This is a genomic window from Ereboglobus luteus (assembly GCF_003096195.1).
GTDB classification, from domain to species: Bacteria; Verrucomicrobiota; Verrucomicrobiia; order Opitutales; family Opitutaceae; genus Ereboglobus; species Ereboglobus luteus.
This window is the reverse complement of record NZ_CP023004.1, coordinates 2,000,835-2,025,021: the sequence shown is the minus strand read 5'-3', so window position 1 is coordinate 2,025,021 and position 24,187 is coordinate 2,000,835. Positions and strand designations below refer to the sequence as shown.

Sequence of the window (24,187 nt, the reverse complement as noted above, 5' to 3'; positions counted from 1 at the left end):
GAACGCGTATTTTACGAAGGCTTCGCGCCGCAATTCAATCATTTGTTTTTTCGGACGGCGTTTTTTATGAGTTGACGACGGAGGGTAGACGCGCCTCGCGGGCCGATGCCGGGGAGTGCGGCGATTCATCGCCGCTTTGACGGCGGGATTTATCCCGCCGCCGGGCGCCGCATTTTCGGGACGCGTCCCCGTCCAGAGTCCGCCTCCCCTGCGAAAATCATGAAATCAACACCCCTGACGGAATCGCAAAGAGGCGTTCATCAAGGCGAACGGCGGTTGTGCCATTATAGGCAAGAATCGCCGCTTTGCAGGACGGGGTTCGCGCAAGAGCCCGGAAAGGTCGGCGGAGCTCCAGCGCGTGGCGCTCTTGCAGTCCACCGCAAACACATCGCGTCCGGATTCGATGACAAAATCCACCTCGTGCCGTCCTTGCTCGCTCCAAAAGCAAAGCCGGGCAATGCACAAACGCAAAATCGACTTTGCCCGCATTGATGACTGAACCGAAAATCAACAAACCCCAGCCCGTCACCATTCCCTCCATTTTCACCCCGCGCCGGTTCTCAAGTTTGCAAATCCCATTTGGACGGCGTTGCAAAATGGACGCTCAAGTCGCCGTAACGCCGGGTGTAACGTCGGGGGACGCGCGGCGAAATTACCCAATTTTCCCCCTCGGGATAGAGTCCCCTGAAGTTGCGCAGATGCGCGGGATCAAACGAATCGGGATTCCATTTGCATTCGACGGTGTCGCATGCGCCGCGTCCACGCGGCAGGACAAAGTCGATTTCACGCTGGGATTTGTCGCGCCAATAACAAACGTCGCGCGCAGGCAGTTGGCTGCGCAACTCGTCAAGCACAAGATGTTCCCATAGCAGTCCGAGGTTGCTGTCGTGCAATGTTTCGTATCCGAGCGCGTGGCAGACAAAGCCGGTGTCGAAACCGTAAACCTTGGGCTGGCGCAACAACTCGCGCGTGCCGCCGCCGCTCCACGGGCGCAGGATTTGTATCACATGCGTCGTTTCAAGCGCCTCCATATAATTGAGAACGGTGGGACGCGTGAGCCCCGTGTCGCGGGACAGGCTGGTGACTTCAAACAGCCCGCCGCTTTGGCGCAGAAGCAACTCCGCGAGCAGGAGATATTCACGGCGTTTTCCAACACGAAACAACTCCTGCACATCGCGCGCAAAATAGGAATCCATCCACTCCTGATAATACATGGGGTCGCGGACGCCGGCCAGAAGCGGTTGGGGAAGTCCGCCGCTGAGCAGACGGGCGCGGATGTCGCGAACACCGAAATTTTCCAGTTCCGAAAACAGCACCGGCGTAAGCCGGACTTCGCGTTTGCGCCCGGTCAGCGAATCGCGAAATTTCGCAGTGGCCGAGAGTGTCGAGGAGCCGGTTGCCAGAATGCGCAAGTTCTGAAATGCGTCGGCCGCGATTTTGAGCACGCGGCTCGGATCCGGGAGTTGGTGCACCTCGTCGAGAACGATGTGCGAGGCATCGGTATTTGAGAAGAACACCTCGGGATCGGCGAGTTCGCGCGACGCCGAGGGCAGGTCGCAGTTCACGAAAAGAGTGTCGGGCAGGGCTTGGGCAAGCATGGTTTTGCCGACGCGTCGCACACCGGTAAGCCACACGATGGGTGCCTTTTCCCATGAATCGGTGATTTGCTTGAGCCAAAAAGGGCGATTTACCATGAAATTGCTTTTTACATTTAGTCGTCTAAATGTAAAGTGTGTTTTTCATTTGGACGGATCCGGGAATGTAATTACGATTGTTAGCTGTTTGATTAAATGCCATCGGAGTGATGTTCATTTGGGAATACCGTGAGGCATGGTATCCCAAAAAATGCGTTTCCCTTCACGCTTTGCTACCAATCGCAGCCCCACACGCATATTAATGCATAAATCGATAATCAACAAAACTCAGCCCGGCCCCCTTCCCCCCCCCTTTTTTCCCCACATCAGGCTGTGCACGACGCTCACCGACGAGGCGGCGTATTGCGACAGGGCGATCATCGAACTGTATCTGCGGCGCTGGAGAATTGAACTGTTTTTCCGGGACATAAAAATATCGCTTGGTCTGGACGTGGCGCGCTGCCTGACTCCCGGCATGGTGGAGAAGGAAATCTGGATGCAGGCGATAGCCCACAACACGGTGCGCGCGCTCATGCTCGAGGCGGCAAAAACCCACGGCGCCGATGTTGAAAGGCTCGGCTTCATGGGTGCGGTTGACGCCATGCGCGCGTGGGCCGAATGGCTGAACCGTGCGGATGTGCGCCAGAACAAAAGGCTTCTGCTCGAAATGCTGCTGGCAATCGCCTCGGACCAGGTGCCGTTTAGACTGGGGCGATCGGAGCCGTGCGCCAAAAAACGACGGCCCAAAAGCCACCAGTTGCTCACCAATCCCAGACATGAAATGGTCCTCTCAAAATCCCGCCGCAACAAATGACGACAATCGCCCTTAACTAAGCGCCATTCAGGCCCGACCCCTTTTTTGCTGCCCCATTTTTTGTTTTGGCGTCCATTTTTTGCCCCCTTTCGGCTGATGCAGCAAAATCAATCGCAGGTAACATAAGCGATGACTTCGGAAGTTCGGGCATCCAGAGCCCACGCCATCACATGGCGAAGCGGCAATGATTTTCCGGCAACGCTATATTCCCACTTGCATACGATTATCCAGCATTCGCCCCTTGCCGAGCTTGCTGCATAAGCGGCAACCGGGATGATTGCCAGGCGTTCATTATGCCACTTTTCAGGATGATTTTTCCAGTGTTCCAATGCCGATTGATAGTCGGTTTCGACATCTTTTTTCGTTGATGCGATTATTTCAGGAGAAAGAGTGTGGTCTGAGCGCTGCTCGTGTTTGATTGGATACAAAATTGTTTGTTGGTTGCGGCCTTCATTCAAGGCTTGGAGGCATTTTTGCAAGCTTGGCGAGTTGAGGCTCCGGGCTTTTGCATTTGCCACAAGTGCGCCTGCAAATATCTGCCATTTAGCGTGCCAGTTTTCAGTGCTAATGCTTGAAAATTGAATGTCTGCAGGTTGATCGAAAAACTGTTTTGCGAGCAACTTTGCCGCGTTTGCGGGATCAATTGGCAAACGGAAATCGCTCTTTTCAACAATTACACGGGCCACGGCATCCCGCAGATCAGAGTCGGTTAGCGGCGCATGATACGAGGCAAGTTTTTTGGCGTTTGACACATCATCAGCAAGGGAAGGCGCCGTTCTAACGGGCACACGTGGCAAAAGGGCGGGATCCGGTTGGGGAAAGCTGGTGCGCTTGAGTTCGTCGATAATATCCCGGCACTCTTTTATGCGCATTGTGTGCTCCGCCTCGTTATTTGCCAGTGGCAGGGACCATAATTTCACACCGAGTCTGGCGATATTGATGGTTTTTCCGCCTGTATTGTTTGCGAGTCTTCCATAGCGATTATTGCAATAAAAAAACACGCTTCCTACGTCCAAAATCACGGGCTCATAATCGGGTGTGCGCACATTTCGCAAAGCCTCTGCCCAAATGCTGATTATTTTTCCCGCACAATGATCTGAAATTTTGATATTGCGGCGCTCCACATCGGTTGTTGCCGAGGCAAATTCAGATCGGTTGCTTTTCCAATACCAGATATGTTGCTTTGCACGGGCGTTTTCCAAAATCCATTGTGCGGGTGTTGTGCTTGTGTCTCGAAATAAAATCAACGCAGATTCCGGAAGTCCGCCTGAGTATATAATCCACATTGCAGCATCATACGGTCCAACGAGTATGCGCTCCAATGCCTCATAATATCCGTCAAGGTCTTGAAAATTCAGTGGTGCAAGATGATCCATATTCGATGGATCGCGATTGTGGGTGACATTGAATGTTGGGAGTTGTCCGACGATGTCTTTTGATTGTGCGGGCAAATCAGAATGTGGGAATGCGCAAACCACGCAAACGATAATCCACAAGGGGCTGATGAAGATATTTTTCATGTCAGAGAGCAAAAAGGGGCTGGGCCGAGTTTTGTTGATTTTTTGCTCAAAGGCTTTGCAAAAGCGCGGCGGTGATCTTCTCACGCAGGTGGGTGCTGCGGAGTTTGGACTCGTTGTTGCGCACGGCCATGCCGTAGGCGGCGGGTTCGCCGACGATAAAAACTTTTTTCTTTCCGCGCGTGATCGCCGTGTAGAGTAGGTTGCGCTGGAGCATCATGAAGTGGCCCTTGAGCAGCGGGATGATAACGACGGGGTATTCGCTGCCCTGGCTCTTGTGGATGCTGATCGCGTAGGCGAGCGCGAGGTCGCCGGTTTCGTTTTTCTCGAAGGTCTGGATGTTGCCGTCGAAGTCGATCGTGAGCGCGCCGGTCTCGGGGTCGGCGGAGGTGACGGCGCCGATGTCGCCGTTGAAGATGTTTTTGTCGTAGTTGTTGCGGAGCTGGATGACTTTGTCGCCGGTGCGGTAGCGGCCGGAGAGCGACTGGTAGCCGCGCGCGTGCGGATTGAGCGCGGTCTGGAGCTGCGTGTTGAGGTTGCCGACGCCGGCGACGCCCTTGTGCATGGGCGCGAGCACTTGCACGTCGCGAATGCGGTCGAACCAGTCGTAATGGCGGGGGATGAACTCGGTGCAGAGCGCGATGGTTTTGCGCAGGCAGTCGTCGGGCGAATCGGCGATGACAAACGTGAGGTCGCCCCATGCCTGAATCGCGGAGAGTTCGTGCGCCGATGGCGGAAGCGACGGATCGCCGTTGTTGATGGCGTGCGCCGTGATGACAATCTGGCTCTGCCCCTTCTGCCGGTGGATGACGTCAAGACGGGTTACGGGAATGCGGAATGATCCGGAGTCGGATGCGCCGTTTTTTGGAATTTGAGTATTGGAATTTGGAATTTGCGACGGAGGCGGCAGCGCCGACGCAGTCGCTATGATGTCCTTGAGGACGTTGCCGGCGCCGACGCTGGGGAGCTGGTCGGTGTCGCCGACGAGGAGCAGGTGCGCGCGCGAGGGGATGGCTTGGAGCAGCGAGGCGGCGAGGCGGGTGTCGAGCATCGAGGCTTCGTCAACAATGAGAAAATCGGTGGAGAGTGGCGTGTCCTCGTTGGCGGAAAAACCGCCCTTGGCGGGATCGTATTTGAGGAGGCGGTGGATGGTGCTGGCGAAACCGCCGGTGGATTCGGCGAGGCGCTGCGCTGCGCGGCCGGTGGGCGCGGCGAGGTGCACGCGCACGCGCTTGGCCTTGAGGATTTCGACGAGCGCGCGGAGCGACGATGTTTTCCCGGTGCCGGGGCCGCCGGTGAGGATGGAGATTTTTGAGCGGAGCGCGGCGAGGATTGCGGCGCGTTGCTTGTCGGCAAAATTGATGCCCGCTTTTTTCTCCGCCCACTCGACGGCGATCTCGTCCTTGATGGGCGGCAATCCGCTGGGAACGCGAACGAGTCGCGCGATGGTGGCGGCGATTTTTTGCTCGGCGCGATTGAGAAGCGGAAGCTGGATGAGCGGAAGAATAGCAGAGGCCGGAGTGCCAGAGGCCAGAGGACCAGAGTCGGACTCCGGCAGAGTGGCGTCGGTGGGATTGGTGAAAACAGTTTCTGGATTTCGTCCCTCCGGCTTCTGGCATTCTGGCCTCTGGTATTCTGGTCTCTGAAAATGCGCGACGAGTTGCTTGGTCTCGATGAGCTTGGCGACACGGTTGGCGAGAAGCTCGGAGCTGGTTTCGAGGAGTTGCGCGGTGTAGTCGATGAGGTCGGCCTCGCGGAGCGCGGTGTGGCCTTCCTCCTGAAGCTCGTCCATCGCGAAGAGGATGCCGGCGTCGAGACGCGGCGGGGCGTCATTGGCAAAGCCGAGGTTGATGGCGATGCGGTCGGCGGTTTTGAAACCGATGCCGTCGATTTCGCGGGCGACGCGGTAGGGCTCGTTTTTCAGGATCGGCATGGCCTCGTGGCCGTAGCGGTCGATGAGCTTCACGCATTGCGACGTGGTGACGCCGTAGGTCTGAAGAAAGATGTGGATTTCGCGAAGGGCGCGCTGGTCGTCCCATGCTTTTTTGATCGCGGCGGCGCGGACCTTGCCGATGCCGGGAATATTGCGGAGCTTGGCGGATTCCTCGGAGAGCACGCGAAACGTGTCGGTGCCGAGCGCGTCGACGATTTTGTTGGCGTAAACCTTGCCGATGCCGGGGACGAGTCCTGAGCCGAGATATTTGCGGATGCCGTAAACGGACGAGGGCAGCTCAGCTTTGAAGGACTCGACCTTGAACTGGTCGCCGTGCTGCGAGTGTTTTGTCCACTGGCCGGCGAGGTGGAGCGTCTCGCCGCATTGCGCGCCGGGGAGCGCGCCGACGATGGTGATTTTTTCGGCGGGTTTGGCGCCGTCGCTGTCGGGGCGGAACTCGGCGATGGTGTAGTGGTTTTCCTCGTTAAGAAAGATGATGCGCTCAAGCACGCCGGTGAGTTTGTCGGCATGTGCGGCGGAGGCGGAGCGTGTGTTTTGAAAATTGGCCACGTGCGAGGAATTGGGCGGAATGAACCCTGAAAAAAGCGGATTCACCGGAAAAGTCCAACGGCGAAATCGTTCGATTCTTTCCTCAATCGGGACTTGTGGCGGGGCCTACAATCTTTTTGCTTTCCTTCCTTATGTCTCCGCAGCAACCCGACACCAACCCATCCGAAAAACTCTCGCGCTATGAGCCCGAAGTGCGCGAGGCCTACGCGCGCTATTGTGAAACAGGCGACGTGGATGCGGTGCAAATCGTAATCATTGCAATGGTGCGCGAACATCTGCCGAAACCCTCGGACGCGCCGATCACCGACGAGCAAAAACTGGTCGAGGACCTGGGTTACGATTCGCTCGCGGTGGCCGAGGTGGTCTTCGCAATCGAGGACACATTCGGGCTGCGCATCGAGACAAGCGAGATCATGCAGATCAGCACAGTCGGAAGCCTGAAGGAATTTATCGCCAAAAAACTCGGGCCGAAAAATGAGTGAGGCGCGCGTCATGCCCACGGATAAAAACGGACGCCGGCGCGTGGTGATTTCGGGCGTGGGGTTTATCACGCCGATCGGAAACGACTGGGCGGGCGTGGCGTCGAGCCTGCGCGAGGGGCGGCACGGTTTCGAGCGGGTGGAATTTTTCGGAAACCCGAACGTCCCCGTGAAGGTGGCGGGCACGGTGAAGGATTTTGTCGTGGAATCGATGAACTGGCGCGATTGGAAATGGCCCGCGCGCTACGAGATCGCCCGCGAGACATTGCGCGGCCTGGCGCCGCACGGCGTGTATGCGATCTGCGCGATCGACCAAGCGGTTGAGCACGCGGGACTGGCGCGCGAGACGCTGGCGAACGACGACGCGGCGGGCCTGTATTGCGCATCGGCGGGCTCGGCGATGATGCTGCACGGGCATCTCAGCCAAATGGACAGGACGCGCGGCGAACGCGGCAACCCGATGGGCGTGGTGAGCTCGATCAGCGGAACGCTGAACTTCAACCTTGCGGCGCACTACAAGATCACCGGCTCGGTGTGCGGGTTTGTGTCGGCGTGCGCGTCGGGCAGCCATGCGCTCGGCTACGCGTGCGACGACATCCGGCTCGGCCGCCTCAATCGCGCGGTCGTGGTGGCGGGCGAGGAACTGAACGCGGAAACACTGCTGCCTTTTGCGGCGATGCGCGCTCTCTCGCCGCAAAGCGACCCGAACGTGGCATCGCGTCCGTTCGACACGGCGCGCGACGGTTTTGTGGGCGCGGGCGGCGCGGTGGCGTTGATTTTGGAGGATGCCGAGACCGCCGCGGCGCGCGGCGCGCGCGCGCTTGCCGAAATCGCCGGCTGGGGACAGGCGGCGGACGGCCACAGCGTGGCCATGTCGCATCCCGAGGGGCGCGGTCTCGCAAACGCGATGAAACGCGCGCTGTCCGACGCCGGCGCAAGCACCGGGGAAATTGACTACATCAACGCGCACGGCACCTCCACGCCGGTCGGCGACCGCGCCGAGGCGCTGGCGATCAAGACGGTTTTTGACACAAACAAAAAGCAACCGCGAATCAGCAGCACCAAGGCGCTGACCGGACATCCGCTGTCACTCGCCGGAGCGATGGAAACGGCGTTCTGCGTGCTGGCGATGAACGAGGGCTTCATCCCCGGCAACCCGCATTTAGTGAACACCGACCCCGTGTGCGAAGGCCTGGATTTGCCCCGCGAAACGCTGAATGAGCGCCCGCGCCTCGTGTTGAACAACAGCAGCGGCTTCGGCGGCAGCAACGTGTGCCACGTGCTGCGCGCGGTGGGATGAGCGGTTATTTGGAATCGATGCGCCAGGGCAATCCCTCATAGGCGCTAACTTGCGTGTTCATTTGCCGCGCGCCAAAGGCGTGTCATTCGTCAGCCCAAGGTCGAGCTTGCGAGACCTTGGGTAAACAATGGAAAATCAATGCGCGTTATTTCCGGCGGTTGTAAACCGTCGCGCCATTTTCATTTTTTGGAAGGGCCAGCATGCCGCCTATGCGGGGCAGGAGCTCATGCTGAACAGGGCGCATGGGGCGCTCCTCCAATACGGCTTGTTGCGCGTCGTCGCTGCTGCTGGGCATCGTAATGCCCCAGTAAATGTAGACGTTGGACTCGCGGCGCTTCTTGTAAATCTTGTCGTAATACACCCCGATCGGAAATATCTCGTTGATGGTTTTTCCGGGCAGCAGCGGCAGGTTTCCCATGACCACGCCGCCGGGCAGAAGCTCGCTCGCCCAATCGCCCGTGCTCGTTATGATCGGCGTGTCGTCGGTCGAAAAAAACACGGACATGTGGCCCGGCACATCAAACGCGCCGCGCGCAATGAAGTAGGGTTTGTCCGAGTTGTTCTTCATTTTGAAGCGGATCGCGAGCCGCGAGGTCACGTCGTCCTCGAGCGTCACCGTGTATTCAATCGCCGTGCCGGGAATTGTCCCGGTGTTGGTCGAATACACCATCGCCTGGGCTTGGACGGCATTTGCAAAAACAACACTGCCGAGGGCCAGCAGCACGAGGCTGAGTTTGTTGGAAAAAAGGCGGCGAAAGAAAAGCATGGGCAAAAGGTTTATCGATGTAGTTCTTTGCTTTGCCTTGGCAAAGCGAAAATCAATTGGTGTTTGAATTTTTCCACCGCCTGAAAAACCTCGCACAAAATTTGTTCGCCGTTTTCATCTTGGGCGTGAGCCAGCCCCAAGACGCCACCCCGGAGGCCTCCCCGCGGACAATGCCCAAGCTGCGCTCGCTGCGCCATCGGGCTCCGTTGCTCTGGATATTGATTCCGTTCATGGCCGGGCTTGCGGCCGCAAAAACCGCCCCGCACGCGCTGCCTGCCGGCTGGATTCTTGGTGGCGCGCTTGTGCTCGCGCTCGCGAGCATCGCCCTGGCACCGCGGCACTGGAGCGGTCTCGCCGCGCTTGTGTTAAGCGTGTTTTTAAGCGGGGCGGCGTCCTACGAAATCAATCGCAGCCGGCTCGCCGCCTACGATGCGCTTCCGCCGCGCGAAGCCCGGCTCACGCTGCGAGTCACGCACACCTTTGCCCAGGGCGTCCGCGGCGCGCAGGGCAAATCCGCCGCGCCGCGAATCAGCGGACTGGCCCGCGTGACGGATGCCGCGCCGCATTTAAAGGAGCTTGTCGGACAGCGCGTTTATTATTCCCTCTCGCTACCCGCGGCACCCGGCGGAGGAAAAGAAAACATGCCGCCCGCGATACTCCGCTCCTCCGAGATCACCGCCATCGGCGTGCTTTATTCGCTGCCACGCCGCGTCGCGACGGATTCCTTTGACGGATACCTCGCGTCCTCGGGCATGAACTTCAAGTTTTCGCGCGGGCGGCTGCTCGGCGTGGAGAAACAGCCAACCGCCACCGCCGCTTTCTACGAACGAACACGGCAGCGTTTTTCCGAAATTCTTTCCGCCGGGCTCGACCACCGGCCGCAACAGGCGGGCGTCTTGCGCGCAATGGTGCTCGGCCAAAAACAGGACATCGAGGAGCAGCAGCACGCGCTCTTTCTCGGCAGCGGCACGATGCACTTGTTTGCCATATCGGGTCTCCATATCGCCGTGATCGCCACGGGCATCCAGTTCCTTCTTTTGTTTTTGCGACTGCCCGTGTGGCCGCGCGTGATCGCCGGCACGCTCGCACTCTACGTCTATGTGCAAATCACCGGGGCGAGCCCCTCGGCCACGCGCGCGTTCACGATGGTCGCGCTCCTTCAGGCGTCGTTGCTGCTCAGACTGCCGGCAAACGCCATCGCCACGCTCGCGTTTGCGGCGCTCGCCACGCTTCTGGTCGCGCCCATGCAGCTCTTCAGCGCAAGTTTTCAAATGTCATACAGCATCGTGGCCGCGCTACTTTTATTCGGGCTTCCGCTTGGTGAAACCTGGCTCGCGCGCTGGGTGCTGTTTCGCGACACTCCGCAGGTGGCGCGCAACTGGCTTCAGAAAAAAGCCGTTGTCGCGCACCGGGCGGTTATTTCCGCGCTCGGCATCAGCATCGCGGCAAGCCTCGTCAGCGCGATTTGCAGCACGATTTATTTCAAGCTCTTCACGCCCGGCGCGCTCCTTGCCAACCTCGTGCTGATACCCGCCGCGGCGCTTGTGATTCTCTCGGGTTTTATTTCGCTGTTTTTCGGGATCATCGGAATCACGCCCCTAAGCGTCCTTTTTAATCACGCCTCGGCGCTCTTGCTTTGCACAATGGAAAAATCGCTGGAGATGTTTTTGAAAATCCCGGTGGTTGCCATGCCCGCGCATTTCTCGCCGCAATGGATCGGCTACTGCGCGCTCGCGCTGCTGCTCGCATCCATGCTTTGCGGCTATTCGCAAAAATGGGCGCGGCGGAGCGGCGGGTTTTGGCTGCCCGTCAGTGTTGCTGTCCTGGTTCTGGCATTTTTCGCGCGCGGCAATTGACACCTCCGGCGCGACACAAACGGAGCTCACTCAACATAGGCCTTGCCATGCGGGCGCTAGTCGCGGCACTTTTCATTTGTTAACTTAATTACAATGAAACTGAAACATTGCACCCCTGTATTGTTTGTAAAGGATGCCCCAAAGGCATGCCAGTTCTACACAAAACTGCTTGGCTTTACTGTCACGCTCAACAACGGCGACTTAAACTATATGTTCGAGGAAGGCCTCACCCTGTGGCAGATAATGGATGACAACATCGTCTCGAAAACGCTTGGCTCGGAAAACATTTATAATTCGGAAAGCCCGAGCCGTTTTGAGCTGTGCTTTGAAACCGAGAACCTCGACGCCATCCACAAGAGGCTCAAGGAGCACGGCGTCAAATTCCTGCACGAAATAAACACGGAAATATGGGGGCAGCGCGCGGTGCGTTTTTATGACATCGACGGGCATCTGATCGAAATCGGCGAGGCAATGCCCATCTTCCTAAAGAGAATATACGATGAGGAGGGCGGGAATCTGGAAGCCACGGCCAAACGCACATTCATGCCGGTGCCGGCGTTAAAACAGATTCTGCAATTATAAACTGACGCGGCGCGCGCAGGCGGCCGCGGTCTCACGGAATTCGCAACGTCATGCCGAGCTTGAGGGCGTCGGGGCTTTTGAGCTGGTCGCGGTTGGCTTCGTAGATGCGGCTCCAGTGCTCGCTGCCGCCGTAATACTTTCTCGCAATCGACGAAAGCGTTTCACCCGCCGCGATTGTGTGCGTGCGCGTTTCCGGGGCCGCCGTTGTTCCGCTTGCGACCACGGTCTGCGAGTCCGGCTGCGCGGAAACCTCGGGTTGCGGCTGCGCCGGACGAGAGGGGGCGCGGGCGGCCGGCGCGGCTGCCGGGCGGGACTGCGCCTGCGTTTGCGCGATCAATGCGATCTGTGTTTTCAGCCGCACGTTCTCCCCGGCGACATCGGCCGACTGGAGCTGCAATTGCTTGAAATTTTCCTGGGCAACGGCCAGCTGCCTGGCGGTTTCCTTGGCGGCATCCCTGTCGTCCGCTGCGAGTTTTTCAGCCTCCGCAAATTTCGTTTCAAACTCGGCCAGCTGCGCGGTGAGCGCCGCGTTCTTTTCCCCGGCGGCGTCGAACTGTTTTTGCAGCTCGTCGAGTTCCTCCTGCTTGAGCTGATGGGCGCGCGATGATGCCGCGAGTTTTTCCTCCGCGTCCGCCATTTGTTTCCGCAACTCGTCCGCCGCGGCGGTGGATGCCGCCGCGTCGTCGGCGATTTGTTTCTCCAACGCGGCCACGCCCTGGGTGAGTTCGTCGCGCGCCTTGGTGGCTTCGGCAAGCGCGGTCTCGGTTTCCGCAAGCTTGGTTTCCGCTTTTGCAAGCCGGTCCTGAAGCGCGTCGCGCGCGCCGAGAACATCGCCGTGTTCGCGGACGGTGCTTTCGTTTTTGGCGGACAGCTCGGCAATGCGGGCGGTGAGTGTCGCGATTTCCGCCTTTGCCCCGGCCGTTTCTCTTTGGGCTGCGGCCAGACTTTCCTCTGCCGCTTCAACAGTCTTTGCGTGCCTTGCCGCGTCATCGCCAAGCTGCGCTCCGAGGCGCTGGTTTTCGGCGTGGAGCGCCTGAATTTGTTCGCCCAGCGCAATCGAGCCCTGACGCGCGGCGGCGAGGTCGATGCGCAGCGTGCTCATCTCCTTCCGGGCGGCGACCAGTTTTGCGTTCGCGTCCTCAATGGCCTGGTTGTTTTGGGCGATGGCACCCGTCGCGGTTTCTTTTTCGGCGGTCAGTTTTTCGATCTGCAATTTGAGCGAGTCGATTGTGAGGCGCGCCGATTTTAACTCGGTCGAAATGGTGGTGACGTTTTCGTCCGCCTTGTCCTTGTCCTGCGCGGCGAGTTGCGCGGCGGCGAGTTTTTGGATGAGAATGTTGCGCTCGTTTTCACGGTTGATCGCGGCCCGCTTCAACTCGGCGTTTTCGCGGCGAAGCGATTCGATGGTTTCGTTCAACTCGGTTTGCGCGCGCTCGTTTTCCTTGGCGGTCTTTCGTATTTCGCCCTTCAACTTCGCCATCTCGATGCGCAGTTCGAGATCCGTCTCCGGGATTGTGGTGAGTTCCACGACGGGCTGGATCGGGCTGGAGGATGTTTTGGCATTGTCCCCCGACGGGCTCACCGGGCTGACTGGCGAACCGTCCTGCGCGCACAGCGGCGCGATGGCCGGAGACAGCAAAAGAACTGTCAGCGCGCAGGCAAAAATAAAGGGCGGTATGCGTGTCATGATGGATTTTCGAAGCGTGGTGTCGTGGCTTCAAACGATGAGGAAGTTAATGACACTGAATGCAAATGCGAGTCATCTCAATTTTTTTATGACAGCCAACCGCGTTTTTGCGCGGGGACAACCGCGGCCCCGGCAGGCCGGGGCGCGGCAATCGCAACTCACGCGCCCGGACCGCGCAGAAGCACTTTGCCGTTGCGGCCGTAGCCGCCGGCGCGGGCGAGCGCCTCGGCGTATTGGTTTATCGGATACACGGAATCGACCGCCATCTTGAGCGAGCCGTCGCGCAGGCGCGCATACACGGCGTCAAACACGGCTTGCAGCGCGCCGGGTTTCGCCGAGCGCGCCCAGCGGTCCATCCAGAATCCCCGCAGCGCCACGTTTTTGAAGATGAACTCGCGCGTGGGGAAACGAATCGCGTCCCCCGTCATTCCGCCAAAAGTGACGAGCTGGCCGTCCTGGCCGAGCGAGCGGGTGAGCGTGATCGCGCTCATGCCGCCGATGCTGTTGAGCGCGAGGCGCGGCGCGGCTCCGCCGAGTTGCGGCATCACGGCTTTGAGCGCCTTGTCGTCGTCGGCCACAACGACATCCGCGCCCATCGCGCGAAGCTTTGCCTCGTGTTTTTCCGGCGAGCGAACAAGGCAGGCCGTCCGCAGGCCGAGCGCGTGCGCAAGCTGGATCACACACTCGCCCACGGCGGAGTTGGAGGCGTTTTGAATAATCCAGTCCCCGGGCTTCAGGTCCGCAAACTCGTGCAGCAACAGCCAGGCGGTCGGCGGATTGATGAACGCCATCGCCGCCTGTTCCGCGGGCAGATCAGCAGGGACTGACATCAAGTCGTCCGCGCGCGCGACGATTGCCTCGCGCCACACGCCCGCGTCCTCGGGCATGCGCACACGATCGCCGATTTTAAATTTTGTCACGTCCGCGCCAAGCTTGGCGACGCGGCCCACGCCCTCGCGTCCGGCGACGGCGGGCAGCGCGCGCAGGCGTCCGTAGGTGCCGCCGATCATTCCGAGGTCGGACGGATGAATGACGGCCGTTTCCATGAGCACGAGCACTTCGCCGGCCGCGGGTTCGCGCGCGTCGTCGGAAACCGCCTCGTATTTCAAAACCTCATCGGGTTTGCCGGTGGCGTGGTAACGAACCGCGTTCGGCGTGGTTGGAATTGTGTAGTTTGTTGTCATTGGAATTTTTTTCGATTTACGCCGCGAGCCCCGCCGCGAGCGCGAGGGCGCTGCGGGCGCGGTTCAATATGTAAAGGTGGTAGCCGTGCGCATTGTTTGCAAGCAGGCCGCGGATTTGCGTGAGCGCCCAGTCGATGCCGATCATCTCGGAGGTGTCGGCATCGTCGTGCGCGGCCTCAAGGCGCTTGATGAGCGCGGGCGGCAGATACGCGGAGCTCAATTGTGTGATGCGCCGCACTTGTTTCAGCGAAAGCACGGGCATGATTCCGGGAATGACGGGCACGGTGATGCCGCGCGCGTGGCATTTTTCCACGAAGCGGTAATACACGGTGTTGTCGAAAAAAAGCTGCGTGGTGATGAACGACGCGCCGGCGTCAACCTTGCGCTTCAAGTTGTCCAGATCGACGTCCTCGTTGGACGCCTCGGGATGCTTCTCCGGATAACCGCCGACACCGAGGCAAAGGTCCGCGTGGCGCGCCTTGAGCAGGGCGACGAGTTCGTTCGCATAACGCAGGCCGTTCGGCGCGGGCTTGAACTCGACCGAGCCCTTCGGCGGGTCGCCGCGCAGCGCCATGATGTTTCTGAAACCGTTTTCGTAAATCCGGTCGGCAAGTTCGTTCAGCTCGTCGCGCGAATGCCCGACACAGGTGAGGTGCGGCATCACCGTGAGGCCGAAGTCGGTTTTCAGCATCGCGCTGACCTGCGTGGTGCGTTCGCGCGTGCTGCCGCCGGCCCCGTAGGTCACGGAGACAAAATCCGGATTGATGCGTCGAAGCGCCTCGGCGGCGGCGCGCAGGTTCTCAACTCCCGCATCATCGCGAGGCGGAAAAAATTCGAGCGATCGCAACGGACGTTTTTGCGCGAAGAGCTCGGATATGGGACGGTTTGCGGTCATTGAAAAAAATTAGGAAACAGTGATTAAGGATTAAGAAACCGGCGTTTGGAAACCAGAAATGCACGACGGATTCGCATCGGACGCGCGGCGTGTTGCCTTCTTAAATTCCCCTCACTTCACCAAATCGAAAACAGGAATCACCATCGGCTCCTCGCGCTGGCCCCTGACGAATGTGTAGGTGATTTCCCCGGACTCGCGCACGAGCGTGTCGTAGCGCTGCAGCTGCCATTCGGACACATGCTCGCCATTGATGCGCGCAACGATGTCGCCCGCCTGCACACCCGCGCCCTCCGCGGGCGAGCCGGGCACGACGGACAGCACGCGCCAGTAGGCCGGCGTCTTGGCGAAGGAAAGGCCGGCGCTGCGTTGCGAGCCCATTTCGAGGGGGACGTCCGCGCTCCGCTGAAACGTCACCGTGCCGAGTTTGGAGTCAAAAACGAGGCAGTAGTTTTTCAGTATCTCACCGCCGATCGCCGATAGCTGGTCGGTGATGTCGACGATCGGTTGCTCGACCTTGCAATCGCCGATGTGCAGCGGCGTGGAAAGCCGGCCGATTTCCTGCACGCGGTCGCCAAGGATCGTGCCGATTGTCGCGCCCGTCCGCGGTGGTTGCGAAAACTCGGGCGCGAGGCCGAGCGGGTTGAGGACGAGCGCGCCGTCGCTTCCGGAGTCGATCAGCGCGCTGAACGTCTCGCCGTTAATGCTCACGGGGATGATCGGCGCGCGGATTTCATTGTTAAACTTGACCGTCGCGCCGGGAACCGAGCGGACCGCCGAGCGGCGGCTGATAATCAGGCGCGACTGCGGGTAATCCAGCGAGAAAACCGTGTCGCGAAAAAGCGGGAAGCCGATGATGCCGTCGATCCGCATGCCGAAGTGCGCGGAGAGTTCCGAGCAGTCGTAAATGAGCACGGGCACGTTGGAGAACATCGCGTCGCCGAGTTTGATGATGCGCACGTTTGCGGGCGGGAGTTTTTGCACGCGGCCGCTGGCCGTGCGCACGTTGATCGAGCGCGCGCTGGCGCCGTCCTTTTTTTCCGCCGGGTAGCGTTTCACGTAGTCGGGCGAGAGCAGCGTCACCGACGAGCCGGTGTCCACGATGAAACGCCAGGGGCCGTGCTTGTCCCACTTCGCCTCGACGATAAAATAGTTGGCCTCGATGCGCGCCGGTATGGTGGTCACCGGCTCCGAAAGGCGCGTGTGGCCGGGGCGCGACTCGCGCTTGTAGAAATGCAACAGGTGCCGCTGCACGCTCGAACAACCCGCCGAGAAAACCACCATGAACGCCAAGAACAACAGCGCCGCGGCGTGGCCGGGGCGCGGGGCCGGGTGTTTTTGGGCGGTGCGCGGAATCATGCGGGCGGGTTATTTTTCAGGTTCTGGAAGCCGTTGACTAAACCCCCAAGCGACCGCGGCAAGCAAGGCTGCAATTGCATATAATGCGCGCCCGCCCGCGGTGAAAAAGATCACGCCCGCAACGACGGGGGCGACCGCGCGCGCCAGCGATCCCAGCGAGCGAAAAATGCCGAGCACACGGCCTTGCTCAAGCACGCCCGCGTAAAGCGAAATCAGCCCGCTCGTGGACGGGTTGACGAGCCCGCCGCCGAGCGCGAGCAACGCCACGCCCGCATAAAGCAGGGCGGGGGCCGGAGCGAACCCGATTGTCAGAAACCCGAGCGCCGAGCAAACCAGCCCGCAAGAAAGCACGGTGGTCTCGCGCAGGCGTTTGTAGAGGCGGCGCACGATCAATCCCTGGGTGAGGATCGAGCAGAGTCCGAGGAAGCCCATCAGCACGCCGTTCTCATACGCCGTGTAGTCGAAGCGCTCCGCGCCCAAAAACACAAGCGAGGTTTCCATCGCCACAAACGCCAGCGAATGCGTGAACGAGACGAGGTTCACCCGGCGCACCGGCGCGTTGTCGAGCGAAAGAATCTCGCGAAGAGGATTTCGCAGGCGCCAGCCCTCCACTTGCGCGCGCGCCTCGGGCGGAAGCGTTTCGCGAAATCGGGCGTTGATCCAAACGAGGTTCACCAGCGCAAGGCCGAGCGCGACGAGCGCCGGCATGGAAAACGGATTTATCCCCAGCGCGACGAGCTCCGGCCAGAGCGCAGGCAAATCGATGCGAGCGGAAAATGCGCCGACAAGCGGCCCCGTGACAAGGCCAAGCCCGAACGCCGCGCCGACATAACCCATCGACTTCGCCCGCTCCCCGCGCGTGGTCACATCGGCGACCGCGGCGGTGGCGACGGAAAGGTTTCCGCCAAACACGCCGGCAAGGACGCGCGACGCCAGAAACAGCCAGAACGATCCGCTGAAAGCCCAGAGCAGATAACTCGCCGCCGTGCCGAGCACAGTGAGGCGAAGCACATTGCGCCGCCCGATCCTGTCGGAAAGACCTCCCCACAACGGCGCGGAAACAAACTGAAGCACGGCAAACACCGAGCTCACCACGCCGCCAAAAAGCACCTCGGGCAGATGCGCGCCGCCGCCGAGCGCGCCTGCGATTGTGTTGAGCTGCGCGAGCATCCAGCCGAGCGCGCCGCCGGAGCCGTGAATCAGGAGATAGTGCTTGAGCAGGTCGGGAGTGAGCGGAAACAGAATCGAAAACCCGGCGAGGTCGATGTAGAGCGTGAGGAAAATCACCCCGAGCGAAAGCGGGCGCACGGGCTTTTGACTGGAGTCGTTGGAGATGGCCACGATGGTTTTCTTCTACCTTGGGTTCCCTGCCTAATTTCCCGGAGCGTGTCCGGAAATATTTACCGAAAAGGACCGCGCCGCGGAATCAATCCCGCCTCGGCAGCGTTGAAATGGGATTCCGGATGCGCGCGATTGTCGCCGGGGGAAGATAACCCGCGAAGGCGACGGTCGGCATGACGAGCGCGCGCTTGCCCATGATCACGCCGGGTTGCAAAACGGCGTTGCAGCCAACCTCCGCCCCCTCGCCGAGAAGCGCGCCGAGCTTGCGCAATCCGGTGTCGGCGACACCATCGGGTGTTCGCACCGTCACGGTTTTTTTGTCGAGACGCAGGTTCGAGAGGACGACGCCCGCGCCGAGATGCGCTCGATTGCCGAGGATGGAATCCCCAACGTAGCTGAAATGCGGCACCTGCACGCCATCCATCAACAGGCAGTTTTTGAACTCGCACGAATTGCCGACCACACAATTGGCGCCGATAATGACATTGCCCCGGATGAACGCGCCGGGACGGATTTCGGTGCCGGGACCGATCCACGCCGGGCCGATAATCGTGGCGTGCGCGGGTAGCTTTACGCCCGCCCCGATAACCACCCCGCCCTCGATATGCACGCCGGGCGGGACTGGCGGAAGCGGACTTTGAGGCGCGGCGGCAAGAACGGCCTCGAGCGCCGGGCCGATCGCATCAAGCCATGTCCACGGGGCGGCGTCGGCGGGAAAATGCGGTGCGAACGCGCCGAGCGATTCCGGCAGGTCGTAGAGGTCGGAGGCTTTCATTTGTGTGAAACTATAAACCCGGGGCTTGTTGCGCCGCTAGACATAAATTCCCCCGCCGAGGAGTCGCTCGCCGTCGTAGAGCGCGAGCACCTGGCCCGAGGCGAGCGCGCGTTGCGGTTCGCGAAAACGAACGGTCGCGCTGCCGCCGCTTGTGTTTTCCGGGTCGGGAATGAATTCCAGGTGCACGCGCGGATCGCGATAACGCACGCGACCCTCGATCAAACACGGCGCGGTGACCGGCCCCCCCACCCAGCTCAACGAATGCACCCGCACTTCACTCGTGAAAAGCCCCGGCGCGTCCGGCGCGTCGAAGGCGACGAGCAGCGCGCGATCAGCGGCGCGTTTGCCAACGACCACATATTTTTGGAAATCCGCATTCGAGGGGACGCCGATGCCCCGGCGCTGCCCGATCGTGTAATAATGCAAACCGCGATGCCGGCCGAGCACCTGCTCGTCGGTCGCGCGCACAATCGGGCCGGGCTCGTCGGGCACGTATTGGCGCAGAAAATCCTGCATTTTCACCTCGCCGATAAAACAAATGCCCTGGCTGTCCTTTTTCGCGGCGGTGGCGAGGCCGGCCTCGGTGGCGAGCCTGCGCAGCTCGGGCTTGGGCAGGTGCCCGATGGGAAAACGCGCCGCGCGCAACTGCTCTTGGTTGATCAGCGCGAGAAAATACGACTGGTCCTTGTTTTTGTCCGCGCCCTCGACCAGCGAAAACGCGCCGCCGGGGTTTTCGACGCGCCGCGCGTAGTGCCCGGTCGCGACGGCGTCGAAACCGTGGTCGCGCGCCCACGCCAGGAACACGCCAAACTTGATCTCGCGATTGCACATCACGTCGGGATTCGGCGTGATGCCGCGCTTGTATCCATCCAGCAAATACGCGACCACGCGCTCGCTGTATTCCCGCATCAAGTTGACCACGCGGAACTCGATGCCGATTTTTTCAGCGACCGCGCGCGCGTCCTCGATGTCCTGCTGCCACGGGCAGTCGCCCACGATATTGTCCTCGTTGATCCAGTTTTTCATATACGCGCCCGCGATGTCGAAGCCCTGCTGCTTGAGCACGAGCGCGGCGACGGAGCTGTCCACTCCGCCCGACATGGCGACAAGGATTTTTTCGCGCGATTGCGGCATGGCAATAGCAGGCGCGCGCGGGGGCGGTTTGTCAACAACGCGCGCACCGTCAATGCGCCGCGCACGGGCGGTTTTTTCGCAACCGCCGCGACAATTTAATACGTTTCTGAATAACCCCCATGCGCAAACGCTTATATTTCGGGCCTGAAATTGCAGGTTTGAGTTTAGTGTTTGGAGTTTCAAATAATTTGGCGTTACCAAATTTCCATGCACAACTCACACGAAACGCCAAACGCCAAGTCCCACGGCGCCCCGGACGCGCCCGTTTACATGGGGCTGCCCGATTTTCATGTGCTGCTGCCGCGTTTCTACGTGGCGCTCGTGCTCACCATCCCGCTGCTCGTGCTCTCAATGGGCGAGATGATCGCCCCCGCGTTTTTCCAGGAGCTCTTCGCGCGCCTCTCGATCACCCCGCGCACCAACGCATGGCTTCAGTTCGCGCTCGCCACGCCCGTGTTTTTCTGGAGCGGCAAGTATTTCATCCGCCGCTGGTGGTATTCCATCCGCGAGCGCGACACGAACATGTTCACGCTCACCGTCACCGGCACCGGCGCGGCGTGGCTTTACAGCACCGTGGCGCTCCTGCTCGGCGATTATTTTCCCGAGTCCATACGCGGCCCGCACGGACTCCCGCTCTACTTCGAATCCACCGCCGTCATCACCACGCTCGTCCTCTTCGGGCAAATCATCGAGCAGCAGGCGCACTCGCGCACCGACGCCGCCATCCGTGCGCTCATGGCGCTCGCGCCCTCGGTCGCCCGCCGCGTCAATCCCGACGGCACCGAGCAGGACGTGCCCATCGAGGACATCCACCCGGGCGACATCCTCCGCGTGCGCCCCGGCGAAAGAATCCCCGTCGACGGTGAAATCACCTCCGGCGAAAGCCCCGTCAACGAGGCCATGCTCACCGGCGAGGCGATTCCCGTGGACAAACACACAGGCGATTCCGTCTCGGCGGGCACGCTCAACACCACCGGCACGTTCACACTCCGCTCCACGCGCGTGGGCGGTGAGACGCTCCTCGCGCACATCATCCGCCTCGTCGAGGAGGCGCAGGAAAGCGAGCCCCCCATCGCGCGCCTCGCCGACCGCGTCTCCGCGATTTTTGTCCCGATCGTGCTCGGCATCTCCGCGCTCACCTTCGTGCTCTGGCTTGCCTGCGGCCCGTCGCCCTCCTTCGTCCACGCGCTCCTCAACGCCGTCGCCGTGCTCATCATCGCCTGCCCCTGCGCGCTCGGCCTCGCCACGCCCGTCGCCATCGTCACCGGCATCGGACGCGGCGCGCAAGCCGGCGTGCTCGTGAAAAGCGCCGCCGCGCTCGAGCGCCTTTCCTCCGCGCGCACGCTCCTTATCGACAAAACCGGCACGCTCACCACAGGCCGCCCCACCCTCACCGCGCTCGCCCCCGACCCCGGTTGCGAGCTCTCGGAAAACGAGCTCCTCGCATTCGCCGCCGCCGCCGAGGCGCACAGCGAGCATCCCCTGGCGCTCGCCGTGCTCGCCGCCGCGCGCGCGCGCGGCCTCGGCATCCCGCCCGCCGAAAACTTCGCCGCCATGCCCGGCCTCGGCGTCGCCGCCACTGTATCCGGAAAGCAAATACAAATCACCCGCGCCGAGCGCCACAAGGAGCGCGACACCGACACGCTCGCCGCGCTTTCAATCGACGGCAGGCACGCCGCCACGCTCGCCTTCACCGACACGCTCAAGCCCACCACCCCCGCCGCCATCGCCGAGCTCCAGGCGGCCGGCCTCCGCATCGTGATCGCCTCCGGCGACCGTCCCGCCGCCGTCCGCGCCGTGGCCGAGCAGCTTCACCTCCCGCCAATCGACATTCACGCCGGCGCCACGCCCGCATCCAAGCAACAGCTCGTGCGCGACCACCAGGCCCACGGCGAGACGGTTATTTTTGCCGGCGACGGACTCAACGACGCCCCCGCGCTCGCCGCCGCCGACATCGGCATTGCGATGGGCGCGGGCACCGACGCGGCAATGGCCAGCGCCGGTATCGTCCTTGTCAAAAGCGACCTGCTTGCGATTTCCAAGGCCATCCGCCTGAGCCGCGCCACGCTGCGCACGATCAAGCAAAATCTTTTCTGGGCGTTTTTCTACAACGCTCTCGGCATCCCGCTTGCCGCCGGACTTTTTTATCCGCTGTTCGGATGGACGCTCAACCCGATGTATGCCGGCGTGGCAATGAGTGTGAGCAGCCTCACCGTCGTCCTCAACGCCCTCCGCCTGCGCAGATTGAAGTTGTCGTAACGCCGCGGCGCTAGACGGCTTGGGTGTCCGCCCCGCCGCCGTCCAGCATTCGCACAAACTCCGCCTCGTCGATCACGGGCACGCCGAGTGACTCGGCTTTGGCGAGCTTCGAGCCGGCCTCCGCGCCCGCGAGCACGTAACTGGTTTTCTTGCTCACACTGCCGCTGACCTTGCCGCCGGCGGCCTCGATTTTTTCGGTCGCCTGCTCGCGCGTCATTGTCGGCAGCGTGCCTGTCAGCACAAACGTCTTCCCGGCGAACAACGCGCTCGTGGCCGCGCTCCGTTCCGGCGGCGGTGTCGGGTTCACGCCCAGCGCGAGCAACTCGCCGACCAGCATGCGGTTTTGCGGTTCGTTGAAATATTCGATGATCGCGAGCGCCATCGTTTCGCCGATGCCCTCAATCACCGTTTTCTTTTCCAGGATAAAATCCTCGTATTTCGATTTGGCGAGCGCATCGATGCTGCGGAAATTTTGCGCGAGATCCTTCGACGCCGACGCGCCGATGTGCGTGATGCCGAGCCCGTGGATGAAGCGCCACAAGTCCGCGCGCTTGCTCGTCTCGATGGCGGCGAGCAGGTTGTCGGTCGATTTTTCCACGCTCTTGCCGAGCGTCATCAGGTCGTCGCGGCGCAGCCGGTAAATGTCCGCCACGCTGCGCACCCAGCCCTTCTCGACAACCGTGTCTACCATCGCCTCGCCGAGGCCGTCGATGTCAACGCACGCCTTCGACGCGAAATGCCGCACGCGCCGCCGCACCTGCACCGGGCACTCGCGGTTCGGGCAGCGCAACGCCACCTCGCCCTCAAGCTGCACGACGGGCGTTTCGCACACCGGGCATTTTTCGGGATACACAAACGGCACGCATTCCGGCGCGCGCTTCGCGGTGTTCACGCCCACGACCGCAGGGATGATTTCGCCGGCTTTCTCAACGTAAACAAAATCGCCCACGCGGATGTCCTTGCGCGCGATTTCGTCGCGGTTGTGCAAAGTCGCGCGCTGCACCGTCGAGCCCGCCAGATGCACCGGCTCGAGTTCCGCGACCGGGGTCAGCACGCCCGTGCGGCCGACTTGAATCGTGATCGCGTTCAGGCGCGTCTCGGCGCGCTCCGGCGCAAACTTGTATGCCATCGCCCAGCGCGGCGCCTTCGAGGTCGCGCCCGCCTCGCGCTGCAACGGGATCGAGTCGAGCTTCACCACCGCGCCGTCGGTCGCGTAGGCGAACTTTTCGCGCATCTTGTCGAGTTCGCGAATGGCGTCGCAAATTTCGTCGGCGCTTTTCACCACCCAATATTTTTCCAGCGTCGGCAGTCCCCACGCGCGCACCTGTTCGTGCCAGTCGTGCTGAGTCGGTGGCAGCGCCGGCGCCGGTTCGCACGCGCCCAGGCCGTAGAGCACGATCTCCAGTTTGCGCTGCGCGACCTCGCGCGGGTCGAGCTGCTTGATCGTGCCAGCCGCGAGATTGCGGGGGTTGGCGTAGAGCGGTTCGGCGGCCTCCTCGCGCAGTTTGTTGATGCGCTGAAACTCCGCGGTCGTCATGAAAATCTCGCCGCGGATCTCGATCAAATCGGGCGACTGCGAAAACAAATCGTCGCCCTTTTTCAGCGTGCGTGGAAGCGTTTTGATCGTGAGCGCGTTGGCCGTGATGTCGTCGCCCTCGACGCCGTTGCCACGCGTCACGGCGCGCACGAGTTTTCCGTGCTCGTAGGTGACGCTCACCGCGAGGCCGTCGATTTTGGGCTCCACGACATAAGTCAATTCCTCGCGCCCGAGCAGTTTTTCCAGGCGCGCGCAAAACTCGCGCAGCTCGGTTTCCGAATAGGTGTTGTCGAGGCTCATCATGCGCTCGCGGTGCGTGTAGGTGGCGAAACCCTCCGTGCGGTCGTCCCCCACCCTTTCCGTCGGCGAGTCAGCGGACGCGTCTTGCGCACAATCCGGATGCGCGTCCTCCAGCTCGGTGAGCGATTTTTTCAGGCGGTCGTATTCGACGTCGGAAATCTCCGGCTCGGCCTTGCGGTAATAAAGCTCGTCGTGATGCGCGATGTCCGCGCGAAGTTTTTTGATGCGTGCCCTGATCTCGTCGGGATTCATGGAAATTGGATTGTTC

The 24,187-nt window shown here is 61.1% G+C and carries 18 protein-coding genes; 6 read left to right on the top strand and 12 right to left on the bottom strand.

Annotated elements, in window-relative coordinates; translation table 11 throughout:
- Positions 1–560: 560 nt before the first annotated feature.
- On the bottom strand, positions 561–1,694 hold the full coding sequence (locus CKA38_RS07530) for an ATP-binding protein (RefSeq protein WP_108824919.1): 1,134 nt from the start codon (positions 1,692–1,694) through the stop codon (positions 561–563).
- 136 nt (positions 1,695–1,830) lie between these two features.
- On the opposite strand from CKA38_RS07530, the gene CKA38_RS07525 reads away from it, so the two are divergent.
- The gene (locus CKA38_RS07525) at positions 1,831–2,448 is read left to right on the top strand and encodes a transposase (protein ID WP_108824918.1); all 618 of its coding nucleotides are present in this window, start codon (positions 1,831–1,833) and stop codon (positions 2,446–2,448) included.
- A gap of 107 nt (positions 2,449–2,555) precedes the next feature.
- Here CKA38_RS07525 and CKA38_RS07520 read toward each other — a convergent pair whose 3' ends face one another.
- Complete coding sequence (locus CKA38_RS07520; RefSeq protein ID WP_152032724.1) at positions 2,556–3,968, bottom strand: hypothetical protein; 1,413 nt, start codon at positions 3,966–3,968, stop codon at positions 2,556–2,558.
- A 46-nt stretch (positions 3,969–4,014) separates the two neighbouring features.
- Positions 4,015–6,468, bottom strand: coding sequence for an AAA family ATPase (locus tag CKA38_RS07515; protein WP_108826488.1), 2,454 nt, complete (start codon positions 6,466–6,468; stop codon positions 4,015–4,017).
- Between the two features lie 131 nt (positions 6,469–6,599).
- Here CKA38_RS07515 and CKA38_RS07510 point away from each other — a divergent pair, with 131 nt between their 5' ends.
- On the top strand, positions 6,600–6,950 hold the full coding sequence (locus CKA38_RS07510) for an acyl carrier protein (protein ID WP_108824916.1): 351 nt from the start codon (positions 6,600–6,602) through the stop codon (positions 6,948–6,950).
- 10 nt (positions 6,951–6,960) lie between these two features.
- Positions 6,961–8,247: a beta-ketoacyl-[acyl-carrier-protein] synthase family protein gene (locus CKA38_RS07505; protein WP_108826487.1), complete on the top strand. Its 1,287-nt coding sequence runs from the start codon at positions 6,961–6,963 to the stop codon at positions 8,245–8,247.
- Between the two features lie 145 nt (positions 8,248–8,392).
- On the opposite strand, the gene CKA38_RS07500 is transcribed toward CKA38_RS07505, so the two are convergent.
- Entirely contained in the window at positions 8,393–9,013 is a 621-nt protein-coding gene (locus CKA38_RS07500) for a hypothetical protein (protein WP_108824915.1), read from the bottom strand.
- 125 nt (positions 9,014–9,138) lie between these two features.
- Between CKA38_RS07500 and CKA38_RS07495 the strand changes: the two genes are divergently transcribed.
- Positions 9,139–10,869, top strand: a complete 1,731-nt coding sequence (locus tag CKA38_RS07495; RefSeq protein ID WP_152032723.1) for a ComEC/Rec2 family competence protein — start codon at positions 9,139–9,141, stop codon at positions 10,867–10,869.
- Positions 10,870–10,962: 93 nt separating this feature from the next.
- Positions 10,963–11,451: a VOC family protein gene (locus CKA38_RS07490; protein WP_108824913.1), complete on the top strand. Its 489-nt coding sequence runs from the start codon at positions 10,963–10,965 to the stop codon at positions 11,449–11,451.
- A gap of 31 nt (positions 11,452–11,482) precedes the next feature.
- Here CKA38_RS07490 and CKA38_RS07485 read toward each other — a convergent pair whose 3' ends face one another.
- From CKA38_RS07485 to mnmA, 7 genes are all read right to left on the bottom strand, one after another.
- Positions 11,483–13,138: a LysM peptidoglycan-binding domain-containing protein gene (locus CKA38_RS07485; protein WP_108824912.1), complete on the bottom strand. Its 1,656-nt coding sequence runs from the start codon at positions 13,136–13,138 to the stop codon at positions 11,483–11,485.
- Between the two features lie 158 nt (positions 13,139–13,296).
- Positions 13,297–14,322, bottom strand: a complete 1,026-nt coding sequence (locus CKA38_RS07480; protein ID WP_108824911.1) for an MDR family NADPH-dependent oxidoreductase — start codon at positions 14,320–14,322, stop codon at positions 13,297–13,299.
- Positions 14,323–14,338: 16 nt separating this feature from the next.
- Positions 14,339–15,217: a methylenetetrahydrofolate reductase [NAD(P)H] gene (gene metF / locus CKA38_RS07475; RefSeq protein WP_108824910.1), complete on the bottom strand. Its 879-nt coding sequence runs from the start codon at positions 15,215–15,217 to the stop codon at positions 14,339–14,341.
- Positions 15,218–15,328: 111 nt separating this feature from the next.
- Positions 15,329–16,573: an aspartyl protease family protein gene (locus CKA38_RS07470; RefSeq protein ID WP_108824909.1), complete on the bottom strand. Its 1,245-nt coding sequence runs from the start codon at positions 16,571–16,573 to the stop codon at positions 15,329–15,331.
- A gap of 9 nt (positions 16,574–16,582) precedes the next feature.
- Positions 16,583–17,914, bottom strand: a complete 1,332-nt coding sequence (locus tag CKA38_RS07465) for an MFS transporter (protein WP_108824908.1) — start codon at positions 17,912–17,914, stop codon at positions 16,583–16,585.
- Between the two features lie 85 nt (positions 17,915–17,999).
- A complete protein-coding gene (locus tag CKA38_RS07460; RefSeq protein WP_108824907.1) occupies positions 18,000–18,689 on the bottom strand; it encodes an acyltransferase in 690 nt (229 codons plus the stop codon).
- 36 nt (positions 18,690–18,725) lie between these two features.
- Positions 18,726–19,823: a tRNA 2-thiouridine(34) synthase MnmA gene (mnmA, locus tag CKA38_RS07455; RefSeq protein ID WP_108824906.1), complete on the bottom strand. Its 1,098-nt coding sequence runs from the start codon at positions 19,821–19,823 to the stop codon at positions 18,726–18,728.
- Positions 19,824–20,030: 207 nt separating this feature from the next.
- On the opposite strand from mnmA, the gene CKA38_RS07450 reads away from it, so the two are divergent.
- Entirely contained in the window at positions 20,031–22,082 is a 2,052-nt protein-coding gene (locus tag CKA38_RS07450) for a copper-translocating P-type ATPase (RefSeq protein WP_236919226.1), read from the top strand.
- Positions 22,083–22,092: 10 nt separating this feature from the next.
- Here the strand turns inward: CKA38_RS07450 and ligA are convergent, their stop codons facing one another.
- Positions 22,093–24,171, bottom strand: coding sequence for an NAD-dependent DNA ligase LigA (ligA, locus tag CKA38_RS07445; protein WP_108826485.1), 2,079 nt, complete (start codon positions 24,169–24,171; stop codon positions 22,093–22,095).
- Between the last annotated feature and the right edge of the window lie 16 nt (positions 24,172–24,187).